General features: G+C 60.7%; 16 protein-coding genes. 12 read left to right on the top strand and 4 right to left on the bottom strand.

The window, feature by feature from the left end:
* Position 1 precedes the first annotated feature (1 nt).
* A complete protein-coding gene (gene gmd, locus ACZZ0G_RS11590) occupies positions 2 to 973 on the bottom strand; it encodes a GDP-mannose 4,6-dehydratase (protein WP_463556220.1) in 972 nt (323 codons plus the stop codon).
* Entirely contained in the window at positions 970 to 1,884 is a 915-nt protein-coding gene (locus ACZZ0G_RS11585) for a GDP-mannose 4,6-dehydratase (protein WP_463556219.1), read from the bottom strand. Before ACZZ0G_RS11585 ends, gmd begins: the two co-directional genes overlap by 4 nt.
* A 426-nt stretch (positions 1,885 to 2,310) precedes the next feature.
* Here ACZZ0G_RS11585 and ACZZ0G_RS11580 point away from each other — a divergent pair, with 426 nt between their 5' ends.
* From ACZZ0G_RS11580 to ACZZ0G_RS11550, 7 genes are all read left to right on the top strand, one after another.
* On the top strand, positions 2,311 to 3,933 hold the full coding sequence (locus ACZZ0G_RS11580; protein WP_463556218.1) for a glycosyltransferase: 1,623 nt from the start codon (positions 2,311 to 2,313) through the stop codon (positions 3,931 to 3,933).
* On the top strand, positions 3,927 to 5,231 hold the full coding sequence (locus ACZZ0G_RS11575) for a glycosyltransferase (RefSeq protein WP_463556217.1): 1,305 nt from the start codon (positions 3,927 to 3,929) through the stop codon (positions 5,229 to 5,231). The genes ACZZ0G_RS11580 and ACZZ0G_RS11575 overlap by 7 nt, the downstream gene beginning before the upstream one ends.
* A complete protein-coding gene (locus ACZZ0G_RS11570) occupies positions 5,228 to 6,103 on the top strand; it encodes a class I SAM-dependent methyltransferase (RefSeq protein ID WP_463556216.1) in 876 nt (291 codons plus the stop codon). Before ACZZ0G_RS11575 ends, ACZZ0G_RS11570 begins: the two co-directional genes overlap by 4 nt.
* Positions 6,100 to 7,254, top strand: coding sequence for an acyltransferase family protein (locus ACZZ0G_RS11565; protein ID WP_463556215.1), 1,155 nt, complete (start codon positions 6,100 to 6,102; stop codon positions 7,252 to 7,254). The genes ACZZ0G_RS11570 and ACZZ0G_RS11565 overlap by 4 nt, the downstream gene beginning before the upstream one ends.
* Positions 7,248 to 8,075: a class I SAM-dependent methyltransferase gene (locus ACZZ0G_RS11560; RefSeq protein WP_463556214.1), complete on the top strand. Its 828-nt coding sequence runs from the start codon at positions 7,248 to 7,250 to the stop codon at positions 8,073 to 8,075. Before ACZZ0G_RS11565 ends, ACZZ0G_RS11560 begins: the two co-directional genes overlap by 7 nt.
* 148 nt (positions 8,076 to 8,223) lie before the next feature.
* A complete protein-coding gene (locus ACZZ0G_RS11555; protein WP_463556213.1) occupies positions 8,224 to 9,408 on the top strand; it encodes a DUF3142 domain-containing protein in 1,185 nt (394 codons plus the stop codon).
* The gene (locus ACZZ0G_RS11550) at positions 9,395 to 11,533 is read left to right on the top strand and encodes a hypothetical protein (RefSeq protein WP_463556212.1); all 2,139 of its coding nucleotides are present in this window, start codon (positions 9,395 to 9,397) and stop codon (positions 11,531 to 11,533) included. The genes ACZZ0G_RS11555 and ACZZ0G_RS11550 overlap by 14 nt, the downstream gene beginning before the upstream one ends.
* Here ACZZ0G_RS11550 and ACZZ0G_RS11545 read toward each other — a convergent pair.
* Complete coding sequence (locus ACZZ0G_RS11545; RefSeq protein ID WP_463556211.1) at positions 11,530 to 12,159, bottom strand: LysE family translocator; 630 nt, start codon at positions 12,157 to 12,159, stop codon at positions 11,530 to 11,532. The two genes, ACZZ0G_RS11550 and ACZZ0G_RS11545, sit on opposite strands and share 4 nt — an antisense overlap.
* 144 nt (positions 12,160 to 12,303) lie before the next feature.
* Here ACZZ0G_RS11545 and ACZZ0G_RS11540 point away from each other — a divergent pair, with 144 nt between their 5' ends.
* A complete protein-coding gene (locus ACZZ0G_RS11540; protein WP_463398264.1) occupies positions 12,304 to 12,777 on the top strand; it encodes an Lrp/AsnC family transcriptional regulator in 474 nt (157 codons plus the stop codon).
* 126 nt (positions 12,778 to 12,903) lie between these two features.
* Here the strand turns inward: ACZZ0G_RS11540 and lpdA are convergent, their stop codons facing one another.
* Positions 12,904 to 14,304, bottom strand: a complete 1,401-nt coding sequence (lpdA, locus tag ACZZ0G_RS11535; RefSeq protein WP_463556210.1) for a dihydrolipoyl dehydrogenase — start codon at positions 14,302 to 14,304, stop codon at positions 12,904 to 12,906.
* Positions 14,305 to 14,515: 211 nt separating this feature from the next.
* Between lpdA and hflK (ACZZ0G_RS11530) the strand changes: the two genes are divergently transcribed.
* The 4 genes from hflK (ACZZ0G_RS11530) to ACZZ0G_RS11515 are packed head-to-tail and all read left to right on the top strand — an operon-like array spanning position 14,516 to position 20,458.
* Positions 14,516 to 16,477, top strand: a complete 1,962-nt coding sequence (gene hflK / locus ACZZ0G_RS11530) for a protease modulator HflK (RefSeq protein WP_463558846.1) — start codon at positions 14,516 to 14,518, stop codon at positions 16,475 to 16,477.
* Positions 16,474 to 17,508: a protease modulator HflC gene (gene hflC, locus ACZZ0G_RS11525; RefSeq protein WP_463556209.1), complete on the top strand. Its 1,035-nt coding sequence runs from the start codon at positions 16,474 to 16,476 to the stop codon at positions 17,506 to 17,508. Before hflK (ACZZ0G_RS11530) ends, hflC begins: the two co-directional genes overlap by 4 nt.
* On the top strand, positions 17,505 to 18,554 hold the full coding sequence (gene hflK, locus ACZZ0G_RS11520; protein ID WP_463556208.1) for a protease modulator HflK: 1,050 nt from the start codon (positions 17,505 to 17,507) through the stop codon (positions 18,552 to 18,554). Before hflC ends, hflK (ACZZ0G_RS11520) begins: the two co-directional genes overlap by 4 nt.
* Positions 18,551 to 20,458, top strand: coding sequence for a heavy metal translocating P-type ATPase (locus ACZZ0G_RS11515; protein ID WP_463556207.1), 1,908 nt, complete (start codon positions 18,551 to 18,553; stop codon positions 20,456 to 20,458). Before hflK (ACZZ0G_RS11520) ends, ACZZ0G_RS11515 begins: the two co-directional genes overlap by 4 nt.
* The last annotated feature ends 40 nt before the right edge of the window (positions 20,459 to 20,498 follow it).

The raw sequence follows: 20,498 nt of genomic DNA, 5'->3' as shown, positions 1-20,498 counted from the left end.
CCTACTCCTTGGCGACGCGTTTCATGTCCGCATCCATCATCATGCGGATCAAGGTATCCAGGTCGGTTTTCGGCTTCCAGCCCAGCACACGCTGAGCCTTGGCCGGATTGCCGAGCAGCACTTCAACTTCGGCCGGGCGGAAGAACGCCGGGTCGATCTTCACGTAGTCGCGGTAGTTGAGGCCGACGTGATCGAAGGCGATGCGGCACATTTCACGCACCGTGGTGGTGACGCCGGTGGCGACGACAAAATCGTCAGGCTTGTCCTGTTGCAGCATCAGCCACATGGCTTCGACGTAATCACCGGCAAAACCCCAATCGCGTTTCGCATCGATGTTGCCCAAGGCCAGTTCCTGCTGTTTGCCCTGCTTGATGCGGGCGGCGGCGTCGGTGACCTTGCGCGTCACGAATTCGATGCCGCGCAGGGGCGATTCGTGGTTGAAGAGGATCCCGCTGCTGGCGTGCAGATTGAAGCTTTCGCGGTAGTTGACGGTGATCCAGTGACCGTAGAGTTTGGCCACGCCGTAAGGGCTGCGCGGGTAAAACGGCGTGTTCTCATCCTGCTGCTCAGCCTGGATCAGGCCGAACATTTCGCTGGTCGATGCCTGATAGAACCGGGTATGCGGGCTGAACTGACGGATCGCTTCGAGCAAGTGAGTAACGCCCAGGCCATCGACGATGCCGGTAGTCACCGGTTGATTCCAGGAGGCGGCGACAAAGCTCTGCGCGGCGAGGTTATAGACCTCGTCCGGCGCCGATTGAATGACTGCGCGCTGCACCGAACAGGCATCGGCCATGTCACCGTCCAGATAGACGATGTCGGCCTCGACGCCCATCTCGCGCAGACGCCAGCGTGAATCGCTGCTGCGTCGTGCCACGAAGCCGTAAACCTTATAGCCCTTGTCGAGCAACAATTTAGCCAGATACGCGCCGTCCTGGCCGGTGATCCCTGTGATCAGTGCACTTTTTGTCATTCTTGTCGTACTCGCGTCTCCCAGTCGGACAGGATCGCCCGCAGGGATTGTTGTGTGGTGATTTCAGGCGTCCATCCTGTGGTCTGGGTCAGCCTGTTGTGGCTGCCACAAACGCGACGCTGATCGGCGCGGCGCATGCGCGCGGGGTCTTGAACCAGTTGCATCTCGACTTCGGCGAGATCGCCGAGCTGCTCGATCAGGCTGCGGATGCTTTGCTCGCGACCCGAGCAGATGTTGTAGACCTGTCCCGGTGTGCCTTTTTCCAGCAGCGCGAAGTAGGCCGAGATCACATCGCCGACATCGAGGAAATCTCGCGTCACGTCGATATCGCCAACCTCCAGTTGCGGTGCTTGAAGGTCCTGTTTGATGCGACTTATCTGGCGGGCGGCACTGGCGATGACAAAACTGTCTTTCTGGCCGCTGCCGATGTGGTTGAACGGACGCGCCACCAACACTGGCCAGCCTTCACTCAGGCCCCATTGCAGGCTGAGAAATTCTGCCGAGAGTTTGCTCACCGCGTAAGGATTGCGCGGGCAGGGCGACTGTTGCTCGCTGATCGGCAGATCGCTTTCGCCGACTTGACCGTAGACATCGCCGGAGCTGACGTAGAGGAAGGTGCCGGTAAAGCCACGCGCCTTGAGCGCCTGCAGCAGATTGAGAGTGCCGAAAAGATTGATATCGAAGGTGCGCGCCGGATCACGGAACGCTTCCGGGACGAAGGTCTGGCCGGCCAGATGAATCACCGCGTCGGGCATCTGCGGCCACAGATCGTTGAGGCTGTCAGCATTCGTGAGGTCGTAGGGCGAGGCGGCAGGCAGCAACTCCCACGACGAATCAGGCAATGCCAGACGCGACTGAATATGTTGTCCCACGAATCCACTGAGACCCGTGACGAACAGACGTTTTTTCAAACAGCGACCCCTTGGTCTTGAACTTGCGCCACTTTCTCACAGGCTTTAAGGAGAGGTCTGTCAGACCGTAGGAAAAACCGGGTGAAGACGGGCGAAGTCAGTTGTTGTAGTTGTTTGTTACCAATCTGTGCCAATTGCGCAGCAATTTCAACAGGCCAAACCGTGACCGGTCAGTTCTCGTCAGCGTAGTCCGATTTATTCTCGTCGAGCGGTTCCCGGATCCTTGATGGATGTGTTTAGAATGGCCCTCGTCGCCATTCCCCCAGGTTCGCCGTGGGCATGGCGCACGCAGGGTGAAACTGACCACTAAAACAAGAACGAAGACGTACCTGAAGATGATGGACTGGCTGCGTTATTGCGGCTCGATCCAACGCCGGGTCGTCATAGCATGAGGTTGCCGGGACGGCTGCTTCATCGTGGGATGCCATGAATTTCATTCTTTACTCGGACGTCAACGACCGCTCCATCAGCCGAAGTCTCGGGCGTCCCGAATACAGCTACTACTTCGTGCTCAAGGCTTATCGCCCGGTGCTGGAAAGCCTTGGTCGCGTGCATGTGGTCGCGTCGACTGACGACGTCGATCCGCTGTATCTGCAATTGCGCCAGGCCGGTCAGGAATGCCTGTTCCTTTCGTTTGCTCCGCCCCATAAAACCCCGATCGGCCTGCAGTGCCCGATGGTGTGCGTGATTGCCTGGGAATATGACTCGATCCCCAGCGAATACGCCGAGGACGATGTGCGTCAGGACTGGCGCCAGACACTGGCCCGCCATGGCCGGGTGATTACGCTGTCCACCCACACCGCGCAGGCAATCCGTCGCAGTCTGGGGGAAGATTTCCCCGTGCTGGTATTGCCCACGCCGCTGTGGGAACGCTTCGCTCAGGTGCGGCGAGACTGTCCGAGTGTCCCGGTAAACCCCGGCACCACGTTGCAGATCAAGGGCTGCATCATCGACAGCCATGCGCTGGGACTGTCGGCCGATGGCTTGATCGCACCGATAATCAGCGAGCAGGAACTGCAAGTACCGCAAGTGATCGAGCCTGAGCCGATCGCCGAACCTCCTCCGGCACTGACCCTGCGACGGCGCGCTTTCATCACCAAGCATTATCTGGTCGAGGGCTACAGAGCCGTCGCGGTGGCCTCCGAACATCGACCGCTGTTTCTGCTCAAGCACAACCTGCTGCAGTGGTATCGCGAAGCCGTCAGTGATTTGCTGCCGGGCTCGGGCCGCGAGAAGCGCCCCGAGTTACCTGACCCCGTTGCCGAGCCCATAGCGCCGGCTCCAGCCGTCAGTGAAACGCCGGCGTCGGCTGAACACCCACAAGCCCTGCTGCCCGATACCACTCAGCACGTACAGATCGACGTCAGCGGCGTGGTTTACGTCAGCGTGTTCAACCCTGAGGACGGGCGCAAGAACTGGCATCACCTGATCACGGCGTTCTGCTGGGCCATGCGGGATGTCGACGACGCGACGCTGGTGCTGAAAATCACCCAAAACGATCTGTCGAGCTATTACGTTCATCTCATCACGTTGCTCTCGCAGCTTTCGCCTTTCGCCTGTCGCGTGGTGGTCATGCATGGCTACCTGGAAGAGGATGAATTCGCCCGGCTGTATGGCGCTGCGAGTTTCTACGTCAATGCGTCACGCTGCGAAGGCTTGTGTCTGCCGTTGATGGAGTTCATGTCCTGTGCCCGCCCGGTGATTGCGCCGGACCACACCGCGATGGGCGATTACATCGACGAACGTGTTGCTTTCATCGTCAAGTCCAGTCGCGAGCCGACCATTTGGCCCGAGGACGTGCGCATCCTCTATCGCACGCTGCGCCATCGGCCCGACTGGGGATCGTTGAAAACCGCTTACGAGGACAGCTACGCCATGGCCAAGAACCATCCACAGGCTTACCTGGCGATGGCCGCTGCTGCTGCTGAGCGCATGCGTGAGTATTGCGGTTTCACGCCGGTGCAGCAGCGCGCGGAGGCGTTTTTTGGTCTGCGCGCCAATAACGAAATCACTTCGTTGGCGGTCGAGACCGGAGCGGCTTCATGCTGATCATCATTCATTCGGAAACCAACAAGAGCAATATTCAGCAGAACCTCGGCCGGCCGGAGTACAGCTACTACTTCGTGCTCAAGGAGTTTCGCCCCGTTCTCGAACGAATCGGTCAGGTGATTGAAATCAGTAACCCTGACGAGTTGGTGGATCGTTTGTATTTCGACTGTTTGAGCCGGGGCGAGGACTGCGTGTTTCTGTCGTTCTCGCCGCCGCACCGCACGCCCATTCATTACGCATGCCCGACCATCCCGGTGTTCGCCTGGGAATTCAGCACCATCCCGACGGAAAGCTGGCAGGGCGAGTCCCGCCATGATTGGCGTGTGGTGCTGCAGGCGTGTGGCCGGGCGATTACCCATTCGACGTTCACGGTGAACGCGGTGCGCGACGTGATGGGAGAGGACTATCCGATCTGCGCAATCCCGGCGCCGGTGTGGGATCGCTTTGCCGCTCGCGGCGAGCTACTGAGCAAGCGTCCGGTGGTTGACCTTGTGACGCTGAACCTGCGCGGATTGCTCATCGACAGTCGTTGCACGGACTTGCGGCCGTATGGCCCACCGCGATTGCGCGAAGGCACACCCATGTCCTTCGCAGGACCGCCGCAGGATTGCCAATTGCAGCTGGAAGGCGTGGTCTACACCTCGGTGTTCAACCCCTACGACGGCCGCAAGAATTGGCAGGATATGGTCAGTGCGTTTTGCACCACGTTTCGCGACATCAGCGATGTGACCCTGGTGCTCAAACTGACCCACCATGACATCGCCGATGCGCTGACCGACATGCTGCATCATTTGTACAAGAACCAGTCGTATCAGTGCCGGATCGTGCTGATCCATGGCTATCTGGCGGATGCCGATTACGAAGCACTGGTGCAGGCCACCAGCTACGTGGTCAACAGTTCTTACGGTGAAGGACAGTGCCTGCCGTTGATGGAATTCATGTCCTGCGGCAAACCGGCGATTGCGCCGTTGAACACCGCGATGTCCGATTATGTGAGCAGCGATAATGCATTTATCGTCGACTTCACCGAAGAGCTCACCGCCTGGCCGCATGACCCGCGTGCGGCCTATCGCACGATGCGTTACATCACCGATTGGGATTCGTTGTGTCTGGCGTATCGCGCCAGTTATGACGTGGCCAAAACCGATGAGCAGCGTTACGCCGGGATGTCCGCCGAGGCGATTCACAGCCTGCAGCGATTCTGCAGCCAGGCCAGTACCGAGCAGAGATTGCGAGAGTTTTTCGCGCAGCCACTGCAAGCCTGCGGATCGTTACCTGCACAAGTCACGGTCGCATGATCCGGCGTCTGTTCGCGCGATGGCGTCCGGCGCGTGCCGCGCAACCAGTGCCGGTACCGTCGGCCAAGGTGTCGCCACGCGACGTCGGTTTACATGACGCCGTGCTCGACGGTTGGTTCTTGAATGACAGCGGCGAGTTGCTCAAGGGCTTTGCGATCAGCGCTGACGACACGTTGCTGGATGTCGGTTGCGGCGAAGGCGTGGCGACCCTGTTTGCCGTGCGTCAGGGTGCTTCGGTGATTTTCACCGACAGCGAACACGCCAAGGTGCGCGACCTCGCACGGCAGGTCGAAGCGCAAAGCAGCAAAGCCAGTCTGGGGCTGGTCAGCAATAGCCTGCCGTTGCCATTGGCTGACGGCTGCGCCAGTAAAGTGGTGTGCATGGAAGTGCTGGAGCACATCGATCAGCCCCAGCCGTTCATGGCCGAACTGGTGCGCATGGGGCGCCCAGGTGCGCAGTATCTGTTCAGCGTGCCGGCTCCGGCGGGTGAACACTTGCAAAAAGGCATCGCCCCGGACAGTTACTACCAGTCTCCCAATCATGTGCAGATTTTCACCCCGGAGCGCTTCGCTGCGCTGGTAGAAGAGGCTGGCCTGGTGATCGAACATCGCCAGGCCAGCGGATTCTTCTGGGTAATGGGCATGATCTTTTTCTGGGCCGGCGAACGGGCTGCCGGGCGTGACCCGGGCGGTGCGGTGCGTGACCGGATTCAGGAGCCCTTCATGCCATTGATGGAGAGCTGGGCCGAGACCTGGCGGAACCTGCTCGCTCAGCCGGGCGGGCTGGAGATCAAGCAGACGCTTGACCGCTTCATGCCCAAGAGCCAGGTGATCATCGCCCGCAAACCAGCGGTTGTGGGGGAGGCTCCATGAGCGGCAAGCGGATCATGGACATTGAAGTGCTGCGCGCAATTGCCGTATTGGGCGTGCTGTTCCATCACTTGCAGGGCAGTCTGTTTACCGATGTCGTGCCGTCGCTGGAAAAGATCCATGCCTGGGCGCAGCCGTGGTGGGGCGTCGATCTGTTTTTCGCCATCTCCGGTTTTGTCATTGCCCGAAGCCTGATCCCGGCGCTGCAAGGCTGTACAACCCGCCAGGAATATTGGCAGCAGACGCGCAATTTCTGGCTTCGCCGGGTTTTCCGGTTATTGCCGTCGGCCTGGTTATGGCTGGCGCTGATGTTGCTGGCGTGCGTGTTTCTCAATCGTTCGGGGGCGTTCGGTACGTTGTCGGCCAACCTGCAAGCGACGCTGGCGGGGGTGTTGCAGTACGCCAACTTCCGGTTTGCCGACAGCTTCTTTCGCTATGAGTACGGCAGCAGTTTCGTCTACTGGAGCCTGGCACTGGAGGAGCAGTTCTATCTGTTGTTCCCGTTGCTGATTCTGCTTTGTCGCAAACATTTGGTCTGGGCATTGCTGGCGCTGGTCGCGGTGCAGATTTTTACCCTGCGCACGCCGTTGCTGATGGTGGTGCGCACTGATGCGCTGGCCCTCGGTGTATTGCTGGCGATGTGGAGTGCGCAGCCGAGTTATCAGCGTTGGCGGCCGAATGTTCTCGGTCGGCCATGGGTCGGAATTTCGGCATTGATGCTGATCGGCGCACTGTTGAGTTTCATGGCCACCGATCGCTTCACGTTCGCCTGGTACCGCATCGGTTCAATTGCCGTACTGAGCGCAATACTGGTGTGGATCGCATCGTATAACCGCGATTACCTGATGCCCGCTGGTGCGATGCAACGGCTGCTGGGGTGGATCGGCAGCCGGTCCTATGGCATCTACCTGATTCACATCCCCGCTTATCAATTGGTGCGTGAACTGATCTTTCGCTTGCAGAGTGCCGGTCTGCCCAGCCCTGCCGGCCACCCGGTGCTGACGCTGCTGATCGCTTTCGGCCTGATCATATTACTCAGCGAACTCAATTACCGCGTGGTCGAAATGCCCATGCGCAACCGTGGTGCCGCGCTCGTGCAACGCCTCGGTACGTCCCGATCCACCGTCCCGTCCTCTGGAGCCACCTCATGCTGAGCCTACTGAAGAAACTCACGGCGGCGACGCCAGCACCGGCCCCCGCGCAGGCAGTGGAGCCGGTCGCCAGCAAAGTCGATCCGTACATGCTCGGCTTGTACGATGCCAAGCTCAGTGGCTGGTTCAACCAGGAAACCAACGAGCTCTTCAAAGGCTTCGTGGTGTCTGCCGATGACACGCTGCTGGATGTCGGCTGCGGTGATGGTGGCAACGTGCATTTTTGCGCCATGCGCGGGGCGAAGATCATCATCGCCGACATCGACGACGCCAAGGTCGAAGCGACTCGTCAGCGCCTGAGCGATACGCCGGCACGGGACATCGAATGCCACGTCACCGATTGCAATCCGCTGCCGATCGCCGACGGCACTGCAACGCGCGTGGTCTCCACCGAAGTCATCGAGCATGTCGACGATCCGGCGCAGTTCCTCGCCGAACTGGTGCGTGTCGGCAAACCGGGCGCCCTATACCTGCTGAGCGTGCCGCACCCAAGTTCCGAAGACCTGCAAAAAGACATCGCTGCGCCCCAGTATTTCCAGAAGCCCAACCACATTCGCATCATCAGCGAAGAGCAGTTCAAGGCTATGGTCAGCGAGGCCGGGCTGGAAATCATCAGCCACAGCCAGTACGGATTTTACTGGTCGATGTGGATGCTGCTGTTCTGGGAAGCCAAGGTCGATTTCAGCAACCCGGATCATCCGCTGCTCAATCACTGGGCCGAGACCTGGCAAGCCGTGCTGGACTCGCCGCGTGGTGCGCAGATCAAACAGGCGCTGGACGCGGTGGTTGCGAAGAGCCAAGTCATCATTGCCCGCAAACCCTGAACACTTCCCCTGTGTGTGTGTGCCTGCTCGCGAAGAGGCCGTGTCAGTCGACATCGTGGTTGAATGACACAATGCCTTCGCGAGCAGGCTCGCTCCCACAGGGTTTTGTGTAACCTTGCAGCCTTGTGGTGTCAGGGGGCTGGAAGGTATGCGGTTTATTGTGGGTCTGTTTTTGGGCATCGTTCTCGCGGGTTGCGAGCAACACGACGCGCCCCCCCTCGACCAACAACTCTACATCTGGCAACGCCAATGGACGCCGGCCCACGAAACGGCGCTGCGTGACAGTCGACAGGACTTCTCGACGCTGCGCGTGCTGGCGCTGCAGGCTTTTCCGAATGCAGGGTGGAGCCGGGCGCGGATCGATGCGCAATTATTGAAAGCCGATGGCCGTCCGTTGATCGCCGTGATTCGTCTCGATGGGCAGCTCAAGTCGCTGGATCAGGATCAGCTCACTGCGCAGATTCTGCAGGTGCTTGCCGATTGGCAAGCGCAAGGCCTGACGTTAAACGGCGTCGAGATCGATCACGACGCGGGTAATGCGCGGTTGCCGGCGTACGCTGAATTTCTCAAACATTTGCGCTCGGCCTTACCGAAGAATCTGCCCTTGAGTATCACTGCCCTGCCAGCCTGGCTCGGCAGTGCGCAATTGCCCGAACTCCTGCAAACCGTCGACAGCAGCGTGCTGCAAGTGCATGCGGTCAGTGATCCGCGTCGCGGTTTGTTCGATCCTGATCAGGCGTTGAAGTGGGCCAAGGCTTGGGCAGGTATCACTGACAAGCCCTTCTATCTGGCGCTGCCGGCTTACGGCGTAGCGCTGTTGCCCGATGACGGCGGGGCGCCGGTGGTGGAAAGCGAAGTGCAACTTGAGCGAGCCGGGCAACGCCGGGAACTGCTGGCGGATCCGCTGCAACTGGGCCAGCTAGGTCAGGCATTGCGTGCAAACCCGCCCGCGCATCTGGCCGGTCTGATCTGGTTTCGTCTGCCGCTGGCCAATGATCGTCGCGCCTGGAGTCTGACCACCCTGCGCGCAGTCGCCCGGGGTGATCAACTCAACAGTCGGCTCGGCGTGACGTTGAGCGAACACGACGGTCTCTACGACATCAGACTCGACAACCCCGGCAATCTCGACAGTGCCTGGCCCGCGCGGATCACGCTGAAGGCGCAAAGCTGTGAAGGCGCCGATGCGCTCGCCGGTTACTCGTTGCAACAAAGCCCGGATCTGCTTACCTTCACCCGCCTGCGCGACGGCCGTTTGCCGGCGGGCGGACAACGCGCTATCGGTTGGGCGCGTTGCGCCAATATTGATCAAGGAGGTTCGCATGTTGACCCGTAACTGGCCCCGCCATCTGCTCTGCCTGAGCCTCTGCTTGCCGCTGGGTTCGGCGTTGGCTTGCGGGCCGGATTTCCCGATGCGCCTGCTCGACAATCGCGGCCAGACCCTCGCGGATCTGCCTGAGGGCAACTTCAACTTCGAACTCAGCCGCCTCGGCAAAACCATTGCCGGGCTGAAGAACGTCACCGCGGCAACGCACAATCCCAACGATATGTATGGCGAGGAAAACGCGGCGGCCGAGGCCCGGGAGAAGGCCGAGCAGGCCGGACTGAGCGCCGAGCAGCAAGCGTTGGTCAAACAACTGCGCGGCCTGACCGATGCCCACCAGGTCGAGGCACAGGGCGCCAGTCTGCCGGCGGAAGTCCGCTTGTACGTGGCCGGTGCGGTAGCTTTTGCCACCGGCGAACAGCAACTCGCGGTCGAGTATTTCAACAAGCTGCTAGCCCTGCCGGCAGATCAGCGTCCGTTGCGCAGCACGTGGGCGGCGTATTCGCTGGGCCGTACCTGGTTTGCCATGAGCAGCGACGGCGGGAATGCCGTCGAGGCGCTGGAGCAATCGCGTGACGCGTTCCGCCAGGCCCGGCAATTGAGCATTGATGGCTTCAGCGATCCGCTGGAGTTGGGTGTCGCCAGCCTCGGTGAAGAGGCGCGGGTGTTGCGCACGGCGGGCGACTGGAATGGCGCCATCGAATTGTATGAAGCACAGAACCTGCACGGCTCGGCCGTGGGTTACACCTCGCTCAAGCAATTGATGAATGAACTGGCGGAGTTGCCCGAGGCCGAACTGGCCGAGCTGCTGCAGCACAAAGCCGTGCAGCAACTGGTCACGGCATCGCTGGTCAGCCGCCAGGGCTGGTCGTTTGGCGATGAGCCGCCGAACGAGAAAAAACTGGTCAAGCTGCTGCAGAACAGTACCCGTGGCAGCCTCGAAAACGCTGATCGACTGGCGGCGATGAGTTATCAACAGGGCGATTACGCCGGTGCCAAAGCCTTCCTTGAAAACGCCGGTGACGGCGGCCTGGCGTGGTGGCTACGGGCGAAACTGGCGGTGCGTGACGGCGATAAAAATGCCGCGGCCGCCGCCTATTCGAAAGCCGCGCAGGCCTTCCCGCAGAGCGAAGACTGGGGTGACCGGCGCACACCGGACTGGGCCTATGAAGCCGTCCAGCCGAAGTGCCGGGTCGAAGGCGAAAGCGCAATTCTCGCCTTGCAGCGCGGCGAGTATCTGCAAGCGTTCGTGCAGTTATACCGCAGCAACAGCGTCTATTGGTTCGATGCCGCGACGGTGGCCGAACGCGTGCTGACGGTGGCAGAACTGAAAAAGTACGTCGACGACAACGTCCCGGCCCCGCCGGCGTTGACCCAGCAGGAGCGCGACAATTACGTGCCGCTGTCGGTCGCCGCCAGCCTGCGTAATCTGCTCGGTCGGCGTTTGCTGCGCGAAGGGCACTACGCTGACGCGGTGGCTTACTTCGACAATCCCGACCTGCAAAACAAGGCGCGACTCTACGGCGAACAGCGGCTGAAGGCCGATGCTGCGTGGTGGCCGACCAAACGTGCCAGTGCGCTTTACAACGCCGCGTGGACGGCCCGCGAATGGGGTATGGATATTCTCGGTTACGAGATGGCGCCGGACTACGCCACGTTCGGTGGCAACTACAGCCTGGAAAGCACTGAGCTGAAAGTCGGCCCGCTGGTGAGCGAAGCCGAATTGCAGCGTCAAGCCGCCAGCGAAGCGAAACCGGATCAGCGCTATCACTATCGTTTCGTCGCCACTGAGCTGGCCGGGCGCGCCGCTGACAATCTGCCGCACACCAGTCAGGCGTTTGCCGCTGTGCTGTGCAACGCTGCCGGCTGGAACAGCAGCCTGGAAGACCAGAGTGCGCTGTATCAGCGGTACATCAAGGAAGGCCCGTTCGTGCCGTGGGCGGTGGACTTCGGCAATCAGTGCCCGTACCCGGATTTCGAAAACGCCGACAAGCGTTACGTCACCCAGGTCACGGATGCTGTGCGTTCATCACTGCGGCCGTACAAGTGGCCGGTGCAGATCGGCGTGGTGGTGCTGGTCGCGGCCGCCGCGTTGCTATTGATCAGCCGTCGCCAGCGCAAGGCCCGGAAAGGCTAAGCCTGCTGGACGAACGTCAGGCGCACGGCAAAACCGATCAATAGGCTGCCGAACAGCCATTGTTGAAAGCGTTGGGCCATTGGACTGTGTTGCAGCCAACGACCCAGCGCGGCGCCGGTGAGGGCGTAGGCGCTGTCGAACAGCAGGCCGACGCCGACCAGCAGCATGCCAAGCACGGCGAATTGGCTTAGCACCGGCGCACCGTCATTGACGATGAATTGCGGCAGCAGCACCGAGCAGAACAACAGCGCTTTGGGGTTGAGCAGGTTGGTCAGCAAACCGCGTCGGACGGCTTCGCGCCATTGCCCGTGGGAGTCGCCAGGCTCACCAGCATTCAGGTTCGGCAGCAGGGTGCTGCGCAGGCATTGAATGCCGATCCACAACAGATACGCTGCCCCCGCCAATCGCACCACCTCGAATGTCCACGGCGCGGCTTTGAACAGCGCCGCCAGCCCCAACGCCGCCAGGGCCACGTGACAAGCGCGGGCAACGCCCAGGCCGACTGCGGTGGCCAGCGCCGCGCCGCGACCCTGGCGGGCACCGGTTTGCAGCAGCAGGATCATGTCCGGGCCGGGCAACAGATAGACCACCGCCAATGCCAGGAAAAATAGCCAGAGACTCGCCATGTTGCAGCCCTTTCGTTGTCGATTCGGTGCGCCAAGTCTAGGGCGGAAGGAGGGGGCAGGTGCTTGCGTAGTCCGCTTCTAAAGCCTGTTGCTTTGGCATAATCTGCTTGTTTTAAACGCCACGACTATCAGGATCTGCCAACGATGAAACTCGACGCTTTTGATCGCAAGATTCTCGCGGCCCTGCAACGCAATGGACGCCTGAGCAATGTCGAACTGGCGGACGAAATCGGCCTGTCGGCCTCGCCGTGTCTGCGCCGGGTGCGGATGCTGGAAGAGGCGGGGGTGATTCGCGGGTATCAGGCCAATCTCGATCGTGATGAAGTCGGGCTGGGGCTGACGGTGTTTGTCGGGGTCAAGGTCGAGCGGCATAACGATGCACAGGCCGAGGCGTTTTATGCCGCAGTGACAGCGTTGCCGGAAGTGATTTCAGCATTTCTGGTGTCGGGGGAATCGGACTTTTTGCTGCAGGTGGTGGTGCCGGATCTGCGTGCGTATGACCGTTTTCTCAGCAGCTGCCTGCTGAAGCTGCCGGGGGTGAGCGATATTCGCAGCAACTTTGCGATTCACACGGTGAAGACGCCAGGGGCGTTGCCGCTGGGGCATCTTCCGTTATAGACCGAGTCGCATCCTTCGCGAGCAAGCTCGCTCCCACAGTGACCGCGCTCTTTCAGTATTGCGGTCGAATGTAGGAGCGAGCTTGCTCGCGAAAGCGGCAGTCCGGTCAATAAAGATTTCAGAAACCTACATCTGCGTCGCCATCCCCTCGACATTCATCGCCGCCTGGCGCAACGCTTCTGACCGGGTCGGATGCGGATGGCAAGTCAACGCAATGTCCTCAGCCGAAGCGCTGAACTCCATCGCAACACAAAACTCGCCAATCATTTCACTGACGCTCGGGCCGACCAGGTGCACGCCGAGTACCTCATCGGTGCGCTCGTCGGCGAGGACTTTGGCAAAGCCTTCGGTCTCATGGTTGATCTTCGCCCGGCTGTTGGCGGTGAACGGAAACTTGCCGACCTTGTAGGCGCGGCCCTCGGCCTTGAGTTGTTCTTCGGTCTTGCCGACGCTGGCCAGTTCCGGTTTGGTGTAGATCACGTTGGGGATCAGCGCGTAATTGACCTCGCCAGCCTTGCCGTGGATCTGCTCGACGCAAGCCATGGCTTCGTCTTCAGCCTTGTGCGCAAGCATCGGCCCGGAGGTCACGTCGCCGATCACCCAAACGCCAGGGGCTTCGGTGCGATGCTGTTGGTTGGCGAGCATGCCGCGCTTATCGGTGCTCAGACCGACGTTTTCCAGACCGAGACCTTGGGTGTAAGGGCGACGACCGATAGCGACCAGCACGTAATCGGCTTCGAGCAGTTCAGCTGTGCCACCCGCAGCAGGCTCGACGCTGAGCTGCACACCGTTTGCAGAAGAGGTGGCGCTGGTGACTTTCGAACTCAGCTTGAACGCGATGCCCTGTTTGCTCAGCGAGCGTTGCAGGGTTTTACCGGCCTCGCCATCAACGCCCGGACAGATGCGGTCGAGGTATTCGACCACGGTGACTTGAGCGCCAAGTCGCCGCCATACCGAGCCCAGTTCCAAGCCAATTACCCCGGCACCGATCACCACCAGATGCTTGGGCACTTCGCTCAACGATAGCGCACCGGTTGAATCAAGAATGCGCTGGTGGTCGATCTCGACGCCGGGCAGGGGAGTGGGCTCGGAACCGGTGGCGATAATGATGTCCTTGGCGGTCAGTTCGGTTTTGCTGCCCTGAGCGTCGGTCACTGTGACCTTGCCGGGGCCGTCGATGTGGCCCCAACCCTTGATCCAGTCGACCTTGTTTTTGCGAAACAGAAACTCGATGCCTTTGGTCAGGCCGGCCACGCTTTCGTCTTTCTGTTTCATCATTTGCGCGAGGTTCAGCGTCGGTTTGACCTCGATGCCGAGGTTGGTGAATTCCGCGCCCATCGCCGCGTCGTACAGCTCCGAGGCATGCAACAGGGCTTTTGACGGCATGCAACCGACGTTCAGGCAGGTGCCGCCAAGGGTCGCACGACCTTCCACGCACGCCGCCTTGAGACCCAGCTGGCCGGCGCGGATCGCCGCGTTATAACCCCCGGGCCCGCCGCCCAGAATCACCACGTCATAGTTGCTCATGCGCTTGCTCCTGTTTGATGGATGCGGATCGCTAAAAGTAGTTCCGGGTAAAAATTACGGACGTAATATGTGCTTTTCCCCATATTTCGGTCAAGGCTTCAGGCAAGCGACAGCTCAGGCGTTTTTGAATAAGCGTAATTGTGTACGAATATTTCACGTCTTTCGTTATATCGTAACGATATGCAACGTGGGTCAATCAATTCGGGGTGATATGCAAGTCGATCTGGACGTGGAAGGCACGCAAGTAACAGGACTGCCGCGCTTTCAGCAGGCAGCCGTGCAAAGCCGCCGCCTGCGACGCTGGGCGATCGGACTCGGCGGATTGGCCGGGGCAGGGTGGGTGCTGGCGTTTTTCGTCGGGCTGTTTGCCTCGCAGTCCTTGTGGCTGCCGCTCCTGGTCAACCAGAGTGCGGCGTTGTTGGTGCTGGTCGCAGGGCTGCAATCGGCGTGGTGGGTGACGCAATGGCGTGCGCGGGTGATCAATCCTGCTGTGTCGGCGCCGCCGGTTGAGGAGCAACAGTCCGCGCCGCAAGGCTGGTACGAGCGGCTGCTGGATCGCCTCAGTCAGCGCGGTTTGCGTGTGATCGGCCAGATCGGTGCAGCGACGCTGTGGTTGGCTGGATGGTCGCTGCTGGTGGTGCTGAGCATCGAGCAAGTGTGGAACCTTGCGTTGCCCGCCGCTGCCGTAGGGTTATCCGCCACGGTGGGTGCTGCGTTGGCGTTGCTGCTGGCGTTCGGCTTGCTGGTACTGGAGCGGCAACTGGCCCAGGAGCATCCGGCGCAATGGCCCGAAGCAGGTTCATTGGCACAATTGACGCGCGTGGCGATCATCAGTCTGCTGCTGAGCGCGCTGTGCTTACTGTTCGCCGGCGAGAGTGCTGTGTGGCCGGTTCGCATTGCCGTGTTGATCGGCATCTTGCCAGGACTGGTCGCGATCGAGCTGCTATTACGTGCCGTTCTCTCGGTATTCAGCCCTCGCCGTGAGAAGCTTGAACCGACGTTGTTGGCGCGCAGTTTTGTCGCTGACATGCTGCGTTGGCCACCACAGCCGTTACTTGCCTTGCAGCATGAATTGCACAACCGCTTTGGCATCGACCTTCGTCAGATCTGGGCGTTCAGTTACATGCGCCGCGCCTTTTTACCGGTGCTGGCCCTTGTCGCGGCAGTAGGCTGGTTACTCACCGGCATCCACGAAATCCCGCTACAGGGCCGGGGTATTTATGAGCGCTTCGGCAAACCATTGCAGGTATTCGGCCCGGGCTTGCACACCGGTCTACCGTGGCCGCTGGGGCGGGTATTGATCGTTGAAAACGGCGTGGTTCACGAGTTGGCAACCAGCGTCGGTGATAATCCTGCGCCGCTGCAAGCCGACCCTGCTGAAGGTCCTGCACCGATAACCGCCAACCGCTTGTGGGACGCCAGTCATGTCAACGACAAGTCGCAAGTCATCGCCAGCAGCCGTGGCGAGCAACAGAGCTTTCAGATCGTCAACATGGACGTGCGTTTCGTCTATCGCATTGGCTTGAGCGATCAGGCCGCGCTGGCCGCCACCTACAACAGTGCCGATGTGCCGACGCTGATCCGCAGCACCGCCAGCCGGATTCTGGTGCACGACTTTGCCTCACGCACACTCGATGGTTTGCTCGGTGAAGACCGGGTAGGGCTGGCTGAAGAAATCGGTCGTGCGGTGCAGAGCGATCTGCGAAAACTCGATAGCGGCGTGGAGATTCTCGCCACGGTTGTCGAAGCCATTCATCCGCCAGCCGGTGCCGCCAATGCCTATCACAGCGTGCAAGCGGCGCAGATCGGTGCACAGGCATTGATCTCGCGGGAGCGGGGCGCGGCGGCTGACGCGAGTAATCAGGCGCAATTGCAGGCCAGCCTGGCTCGTGATCAGGCCAGCGCCAATGCGCGGGAAACCAGTGCGACAGCGCAGGCGGCGGAACTGAGATTCCGTGCCGAGCAAAAAGCCTTCGCCAGCGCTGGTCAGGCTTTCGTGCTGGAGCAATATCTCGGCCAGCTCAGCCAAGGCCTGAGCAAAAGCAAATTACTGATCCTCGATCATCGTCTGGGCGGCAGCAGCAATGCCCCCACCATCGATCTGCGTACGTTCACGCTGCCGGCTGACCCGACGCCCGCGCGCACCACCGCTCAACCAGGAGTCGCCCATTGAGCCAGTCGCACACACACGATCATCATGACCACAGCGGCCACGATCACGGTCACGGCGGGCATCACCATCATCATCATCACCATGGTGCGCCGGAAGAGGCGGGGCCTTTCCCCTGGCGGCGCATGGGTTGGGCGGTGTTGCTGGTGGCGTTCGCCGTTGCCGCGGCGAGCCTGGTGCAAGTGCGCTCCGGTGAAGCCACGGTCATTACCCGTTTCGGCAATCCATCGCGGGTGCTGCTTGACCCCGGTTTGAGCTGGCGCTGGCCGGCACCGTTCGAGGCGGCGATTCCGGTGGATTTGCGTCTGCGAACGACCTCCAGTGGCTTGCAGGATGTCGGTACCCGCGACGGTTTGCGCATCATCATTCAGGCTTATGTGGCGTGGCAGGTGCAGGGTGATCCGGACAACGTGCAGCGTTTCATGCGCGCAGTGCAGAATCAGCCTGACGAAGCGGCACGGCAAATTCGCACCTTTGTTGGTTCGGCGCTGGAAACCACTGCGAGCAGTTTCGATCTGGCGAATCTGGTCAACACCGATGCCAGCCAAGTGCATATCGCTGAATTCGAAGCGCAGTTGCGTCAGCAGATCGATCAGCAATTGCTCGCGACTTATGGCGTGCGTGTCGTGCAAGTCGGCATCGAGCGTTTGACCTTGCCATCGGTAACGCTGACGGCCACGGTCGATCGCATGCGCGCCGAGCGTGAAACCATCGCCACCGAACGCACGGCGATCGGCAAGCGTGAAGCCGCGCAGATCCGTTCCGCTGCCGAACGCGATGCACGGATTGTTCAAGCCGATGCCACGGTGAAGGCAGCAGAAATCGAAGCGCAATCCCGGGTCGAAGCGGCGCAAATTTATGGTCGCGCTTATGCCAGTTCACCGCAGCTCTACAACTTGCTGCGTTCGCTCGATACCCTCGGCACCATTGTCACGCCAGACACCAAATTGATTCTGCGCACCGACGCCGCGCCATTCCGCGTGCTGGTTGATGGCCCGCCGACACTCGACAGCAAATCCGGATTGCAGCCATGAATGAACAAGTTCCACGTGGAACACATTCGCTGAACAGTCCGTGGATTCAGGCCGGACGTTTGGCGTTTTTTGCCTTGTATGCGGTGACAGTACTGGCCGCATTGGCCTGGGCGTTTTCCAATGTGCGGCAGATTGATCCACAAAGTCGCGCGGTGGTTTTGCATTTCGGCGCGCTTGATCGCATCCAGAATGCCGGTCTGTTATTGGCCTGGCCTCAGCCGTTCGAGCAGGTGATCTTGCTGCCGGCAGCGGATCGAGTGATTGAGCGCCGAGTGGAAAATCTGTTGCGCAGCGATGAAGCACTCAAGGTCGATCGGGTCGCTTCGTTCGCCGTTCCGTTGAGCGATGCGCTGGCTGGCTCTGGTTATTTATTGACCGGTGATGCCGGAGTAGTGCAACTCGATGTGCGAGTGTTTTACAAAGTCAGCGACCCTTACGACTTCGTGTTGCAGACTGATCATGTGCTGCCAGCGCTGGATCGATTGGTCACTCGCAGTGCCGTGGCGCTGACTGCCGCGCGGGATCTGGACACTATTCTCGTCGCTCGCCCGGAGTTGATTGGCGCTGACAACCAAGCGGCCGAACGCCGTGAAAAACTGCGCGGTGATCTGGTGCAAGGCATCAACAAGCGCTTGGCCGAGTTGAAAGCGAGCGGGCAGGGCATCGGCATTGAAGTTGCGCGGGTCGATGTGCAATCGAGTCTGCCCGCTCCGGCGGTCAGTGCTTTTAACGCAGTATTGACGGCCAGTCAGCAGGCCGACAAAGCCGTGGCCAATGCGCGTACCGACGCCGAAAAACTCACTCAGACCGCCAACGAACAAGCCGACCGTACTCTGCAAGTCGCTCACGCGCAGGCCGGTGAGCGCCTGGCCAAGGCTTCTGCCGACACGGCCACGGTATCGAGTCTGGCCAGCAGCACCGACCCGCAAATGCTCCTGCGCCTTTACCGCGAGCGCATGCCGAAGATTCTCGGTCAGGCCGGTTCGGTGACCACGGTTGATCCGAAAGACGATTCCCGCCTGATCATTCAGGGAGCCAGTAAATGACTGCGACGACTGCCGCACCGAGCCTGTTGTCCTCGGCCGAACAACGCCGCGCTGCACGGCAATTGACCTTGGCCATGCTTGCGCTGGGCCTGCTTGGCCTGGGTCTGATCTGGCGTTGGCTGCTGCCTGAGCAGACCGGGGTCAGCCAATTGCTGCTGGGTTTTGCTTCATTATTGGTGGCCGTGCCGGTGATGCGTTCGGCGTGGTTCAGCCTTCGCTATCCGAGCCTGCATGGCATCACCGATCAACTGATTGCCCTGGCCATGCTCGGCGCATGGGCAACCGGTGATTTGCTGACGGCGGCATTGCTGCCGATCATCATGATCTTCGGTCACGTGTTGGAAGAGCGCAGTGTCATCGGTTCGCAGGAAGCGATCCACGCCCTCGGCCAACTGACCCGCAGCCATGCGCGCAAGGTTCAGGCGGATGGTGCGATCATCGAAGTGGATAACGCTACGCTGAAGTCCGGCGATACCGTTGAGGTGCGTGCGGGTGATCGGGTGCCGGCGGACGGTCGGGTGCTGTCCGGCCAGGCGAGTCTCGATACAGCTTCGATTACCGGTGAATCAGTACCGGTCGAAGCAGGCGCCGGTATGACGGTGTTCGGTGGTGCGATCAACCTCGATGGCTTGCTGCGGATCGAAGTGACGCGCACCGGCGATGAGTCGACGCTGGGCAAAGTCATCGCATTGATGCAGAACGCAGAACGCTCGAAACCGCCGATCACGCGCCTGCTCGAACGTTATGCCGGCAGCTACATGGTGCTGGTGTTGCTGCTGGCGGCGGTGACCTGGTTTATCACCCACGATGCCCAAGCGATGCTCGCCGTGTTGGTCGCAGCCTGTCCGTGTGCGTTGGTGCTGTCGGCACCGGCCACAGCGATTGCCGGTGTCGCGGTAGCGGCACGCCACGGCATTCTGATCCGCAGTTCGGCATTCCTTGAGGAACTGGCCGACCTTACTTCACTGGTCGTCGACAAGACCGGCACCCTGACTTTCGGCACCCTCCGCTTGCAGGCGATCAACAGCCCGCGCGCAGAGTCCTCCACGGTTATGGCGCTCGCCGCCAGTCTCGGCGCGGCAAGCAGTCACCCGGTCAGTCGTGCGCTTGCGGGATTGGTCGGTCAAGAAGACTGTTTACCGCTGAGCAATATCCACGAACGCCAAGGCCTCGGCGTGGTGGCCATGACGGAGCACGGCGAAGCGGCGCTCGGTCGCCCGGAATTGTTTGAACAATTGCGGATCGCTACCACCACCGTGCCTGAGCACGATGGACCGATCGCCGGGCTGGCGTTGAACGGTGAATTCCTCGCCTGGTTATTGCTGGCCGACACGGTCAAACCGGAAGCCCGCTTTGCCCTCGACGAATTGCGGGAACTGGGCCTTGGTCGGCAACTGCTGCTGACCGGAGATCGTCAGAGCGTGGCCCGGACCCTGGCGCGTGAGGTCGGTTTGCACGAAGTCCAGGCCCAAGCCTTGCCCGAAGACAAACTCAATCGCGTGCTCAAGGAAATCGACAACGGCTTCCGGCCAATGGTGGTGGGTGACGGTATCAACGATTCGCTCGCACTCAAGGCGGGCGTGGTCGGTGTGGCGATGGGCGCAGGCGGAGCGGATATCGCGCTGGCCTCGGCGGACATCGTCTTGATTGGCAGCGATCTGCGTCGGCTCGGCACCTGCGTACGACTTAGTCGTCAGTGCCGCAGGACGTTGCAGGTCAACGTGATCATCGGGCTGGGCTGGACGCTGGCGATTGTCGTGTTCGCCGCCTTCGGTTGGCTCGGTGCCGCCGGGGCAATGATCGCCGCGCTGCTGCACAACCTCAGCACGTTACTGGTGCTGGGTAACGCCGGTCGTTTGTTGCGTTTCCAAGAGCCTCTGCTAAAGCTGAAAGAGCAGAATTGATCGTTTTTTGAACTGCGCATCGGGCTGTTTGTCCTTAGAT

This window comes from Pseudomonas sp. AC169 (genome assembly GCF_979258515.1).
Note: the sequence above shows the minus strand (reverse complement) of the source record. Positions and strands in the feature narration are given on the sequence as shown.

Excerpts from the sequence above, each read along its gene's own strand:
- gmd (WP_463556220.1), bottom strand. The coding sequence starts at position 973 with ATGACAAAAAGTGCACTGATCACAGGGATCACCGGCCAGGACGGCGCG.
- ACZZ0G_RS11580 (WP_463556218.1), top strand. The coding sequence starts at position 2,311 with ATGAATTTCATTCTTTACTCGGACGTCAACGACCGCTCCATCAGCCGA.
- ACZZ0G_RS11575 (WP_463556217.1), top strand. The coding sequence starts at position 3,927 with ATGCTGATCATCATTCATTCGGAAACCAACAAGAGCAATATTCAGCAG.
- ACZZ0G_RS11570 (WP_463556216.1), top strand. The coding sequence starts at position 5,228 with ATGATCCGGCGTCTGTTCGCGCGATGGCGTCCGGCGCGTGCCGCGCAA.
- ACZZ0G_RS11565 (WP_463556215.1), top strand. The coding sequence starts at position 6,100 with ATGAGCGGCAAGCGGATCATGGACATTGAAGTGCTGCGCGCAATTGCC.
- ACZZ0G_RS11560 (WP_463556214.1), top strand. The coding sequence starts at position 7,248 with ATGCTGAGCCTACTGAAGAAACTCACGGCGGCGACGCCAGCACCGGCC.
- ACZZ0G_RS11555 (WP_463556213.1), top strand. The coding sequence starts at position 8,224 with ATGCGGTTTATTGTGGGTCTGTTTTTGGGCATCGTTCTCGCGGGTTGC.
- ACZZ0G_RS11550 (WP_463556212.1), top strand. The coding sequence starts at position 9,395 with ATGTTGACCCGTAACTGGCCCCGCCATCTGCTCTGCCTGAGCCTCTGC.
- ACZZ0G_RS11545 (WP_463556211.1), bottom strand. The coding sequence starts at position 12,159 with ATGGCGAGTCTCTGGCTATTTTTCCTGGCATTGGCGGTGGTCTATCTG.
- ACZZ0G_RS11540 (WP_463398264.1), top strand. The coding sequence starts at position 12,304 with ATGAAACTCGACGCTTTTGATCGCAAGATTCTCGCGGCCCTGCAACGC.
- lpdA (WP_463556210.1), bottom strand. The coding sequence starts at position 14,304 with ATGAGCAACTATGACGTGGTGATTCTGGGCGGCGGGCCCGGGGGTTAT.
- hflK (WP_463558846.1), top strand. The coding sequence starts at position 14,516 with ATGCAAGTCGATCTGGACGTGGAAGGCACGCAAGTAACAGGACTGCCG.
- hflK (WP_463556208.1), top strand. The coding sequence starts at position 17,505 with ATGAATGAACAAGTTCCACGTGGAACACATTCGCTGAACAGTCCGTGG.
- ACZZ0G_RS11515 (WP_463556207.1), top strand. The coding sequence starts at position 18,551 with ATGACTGCGACGACTGCCGCACCGAGCCTGTTGTCCTCGGCCGAACAA.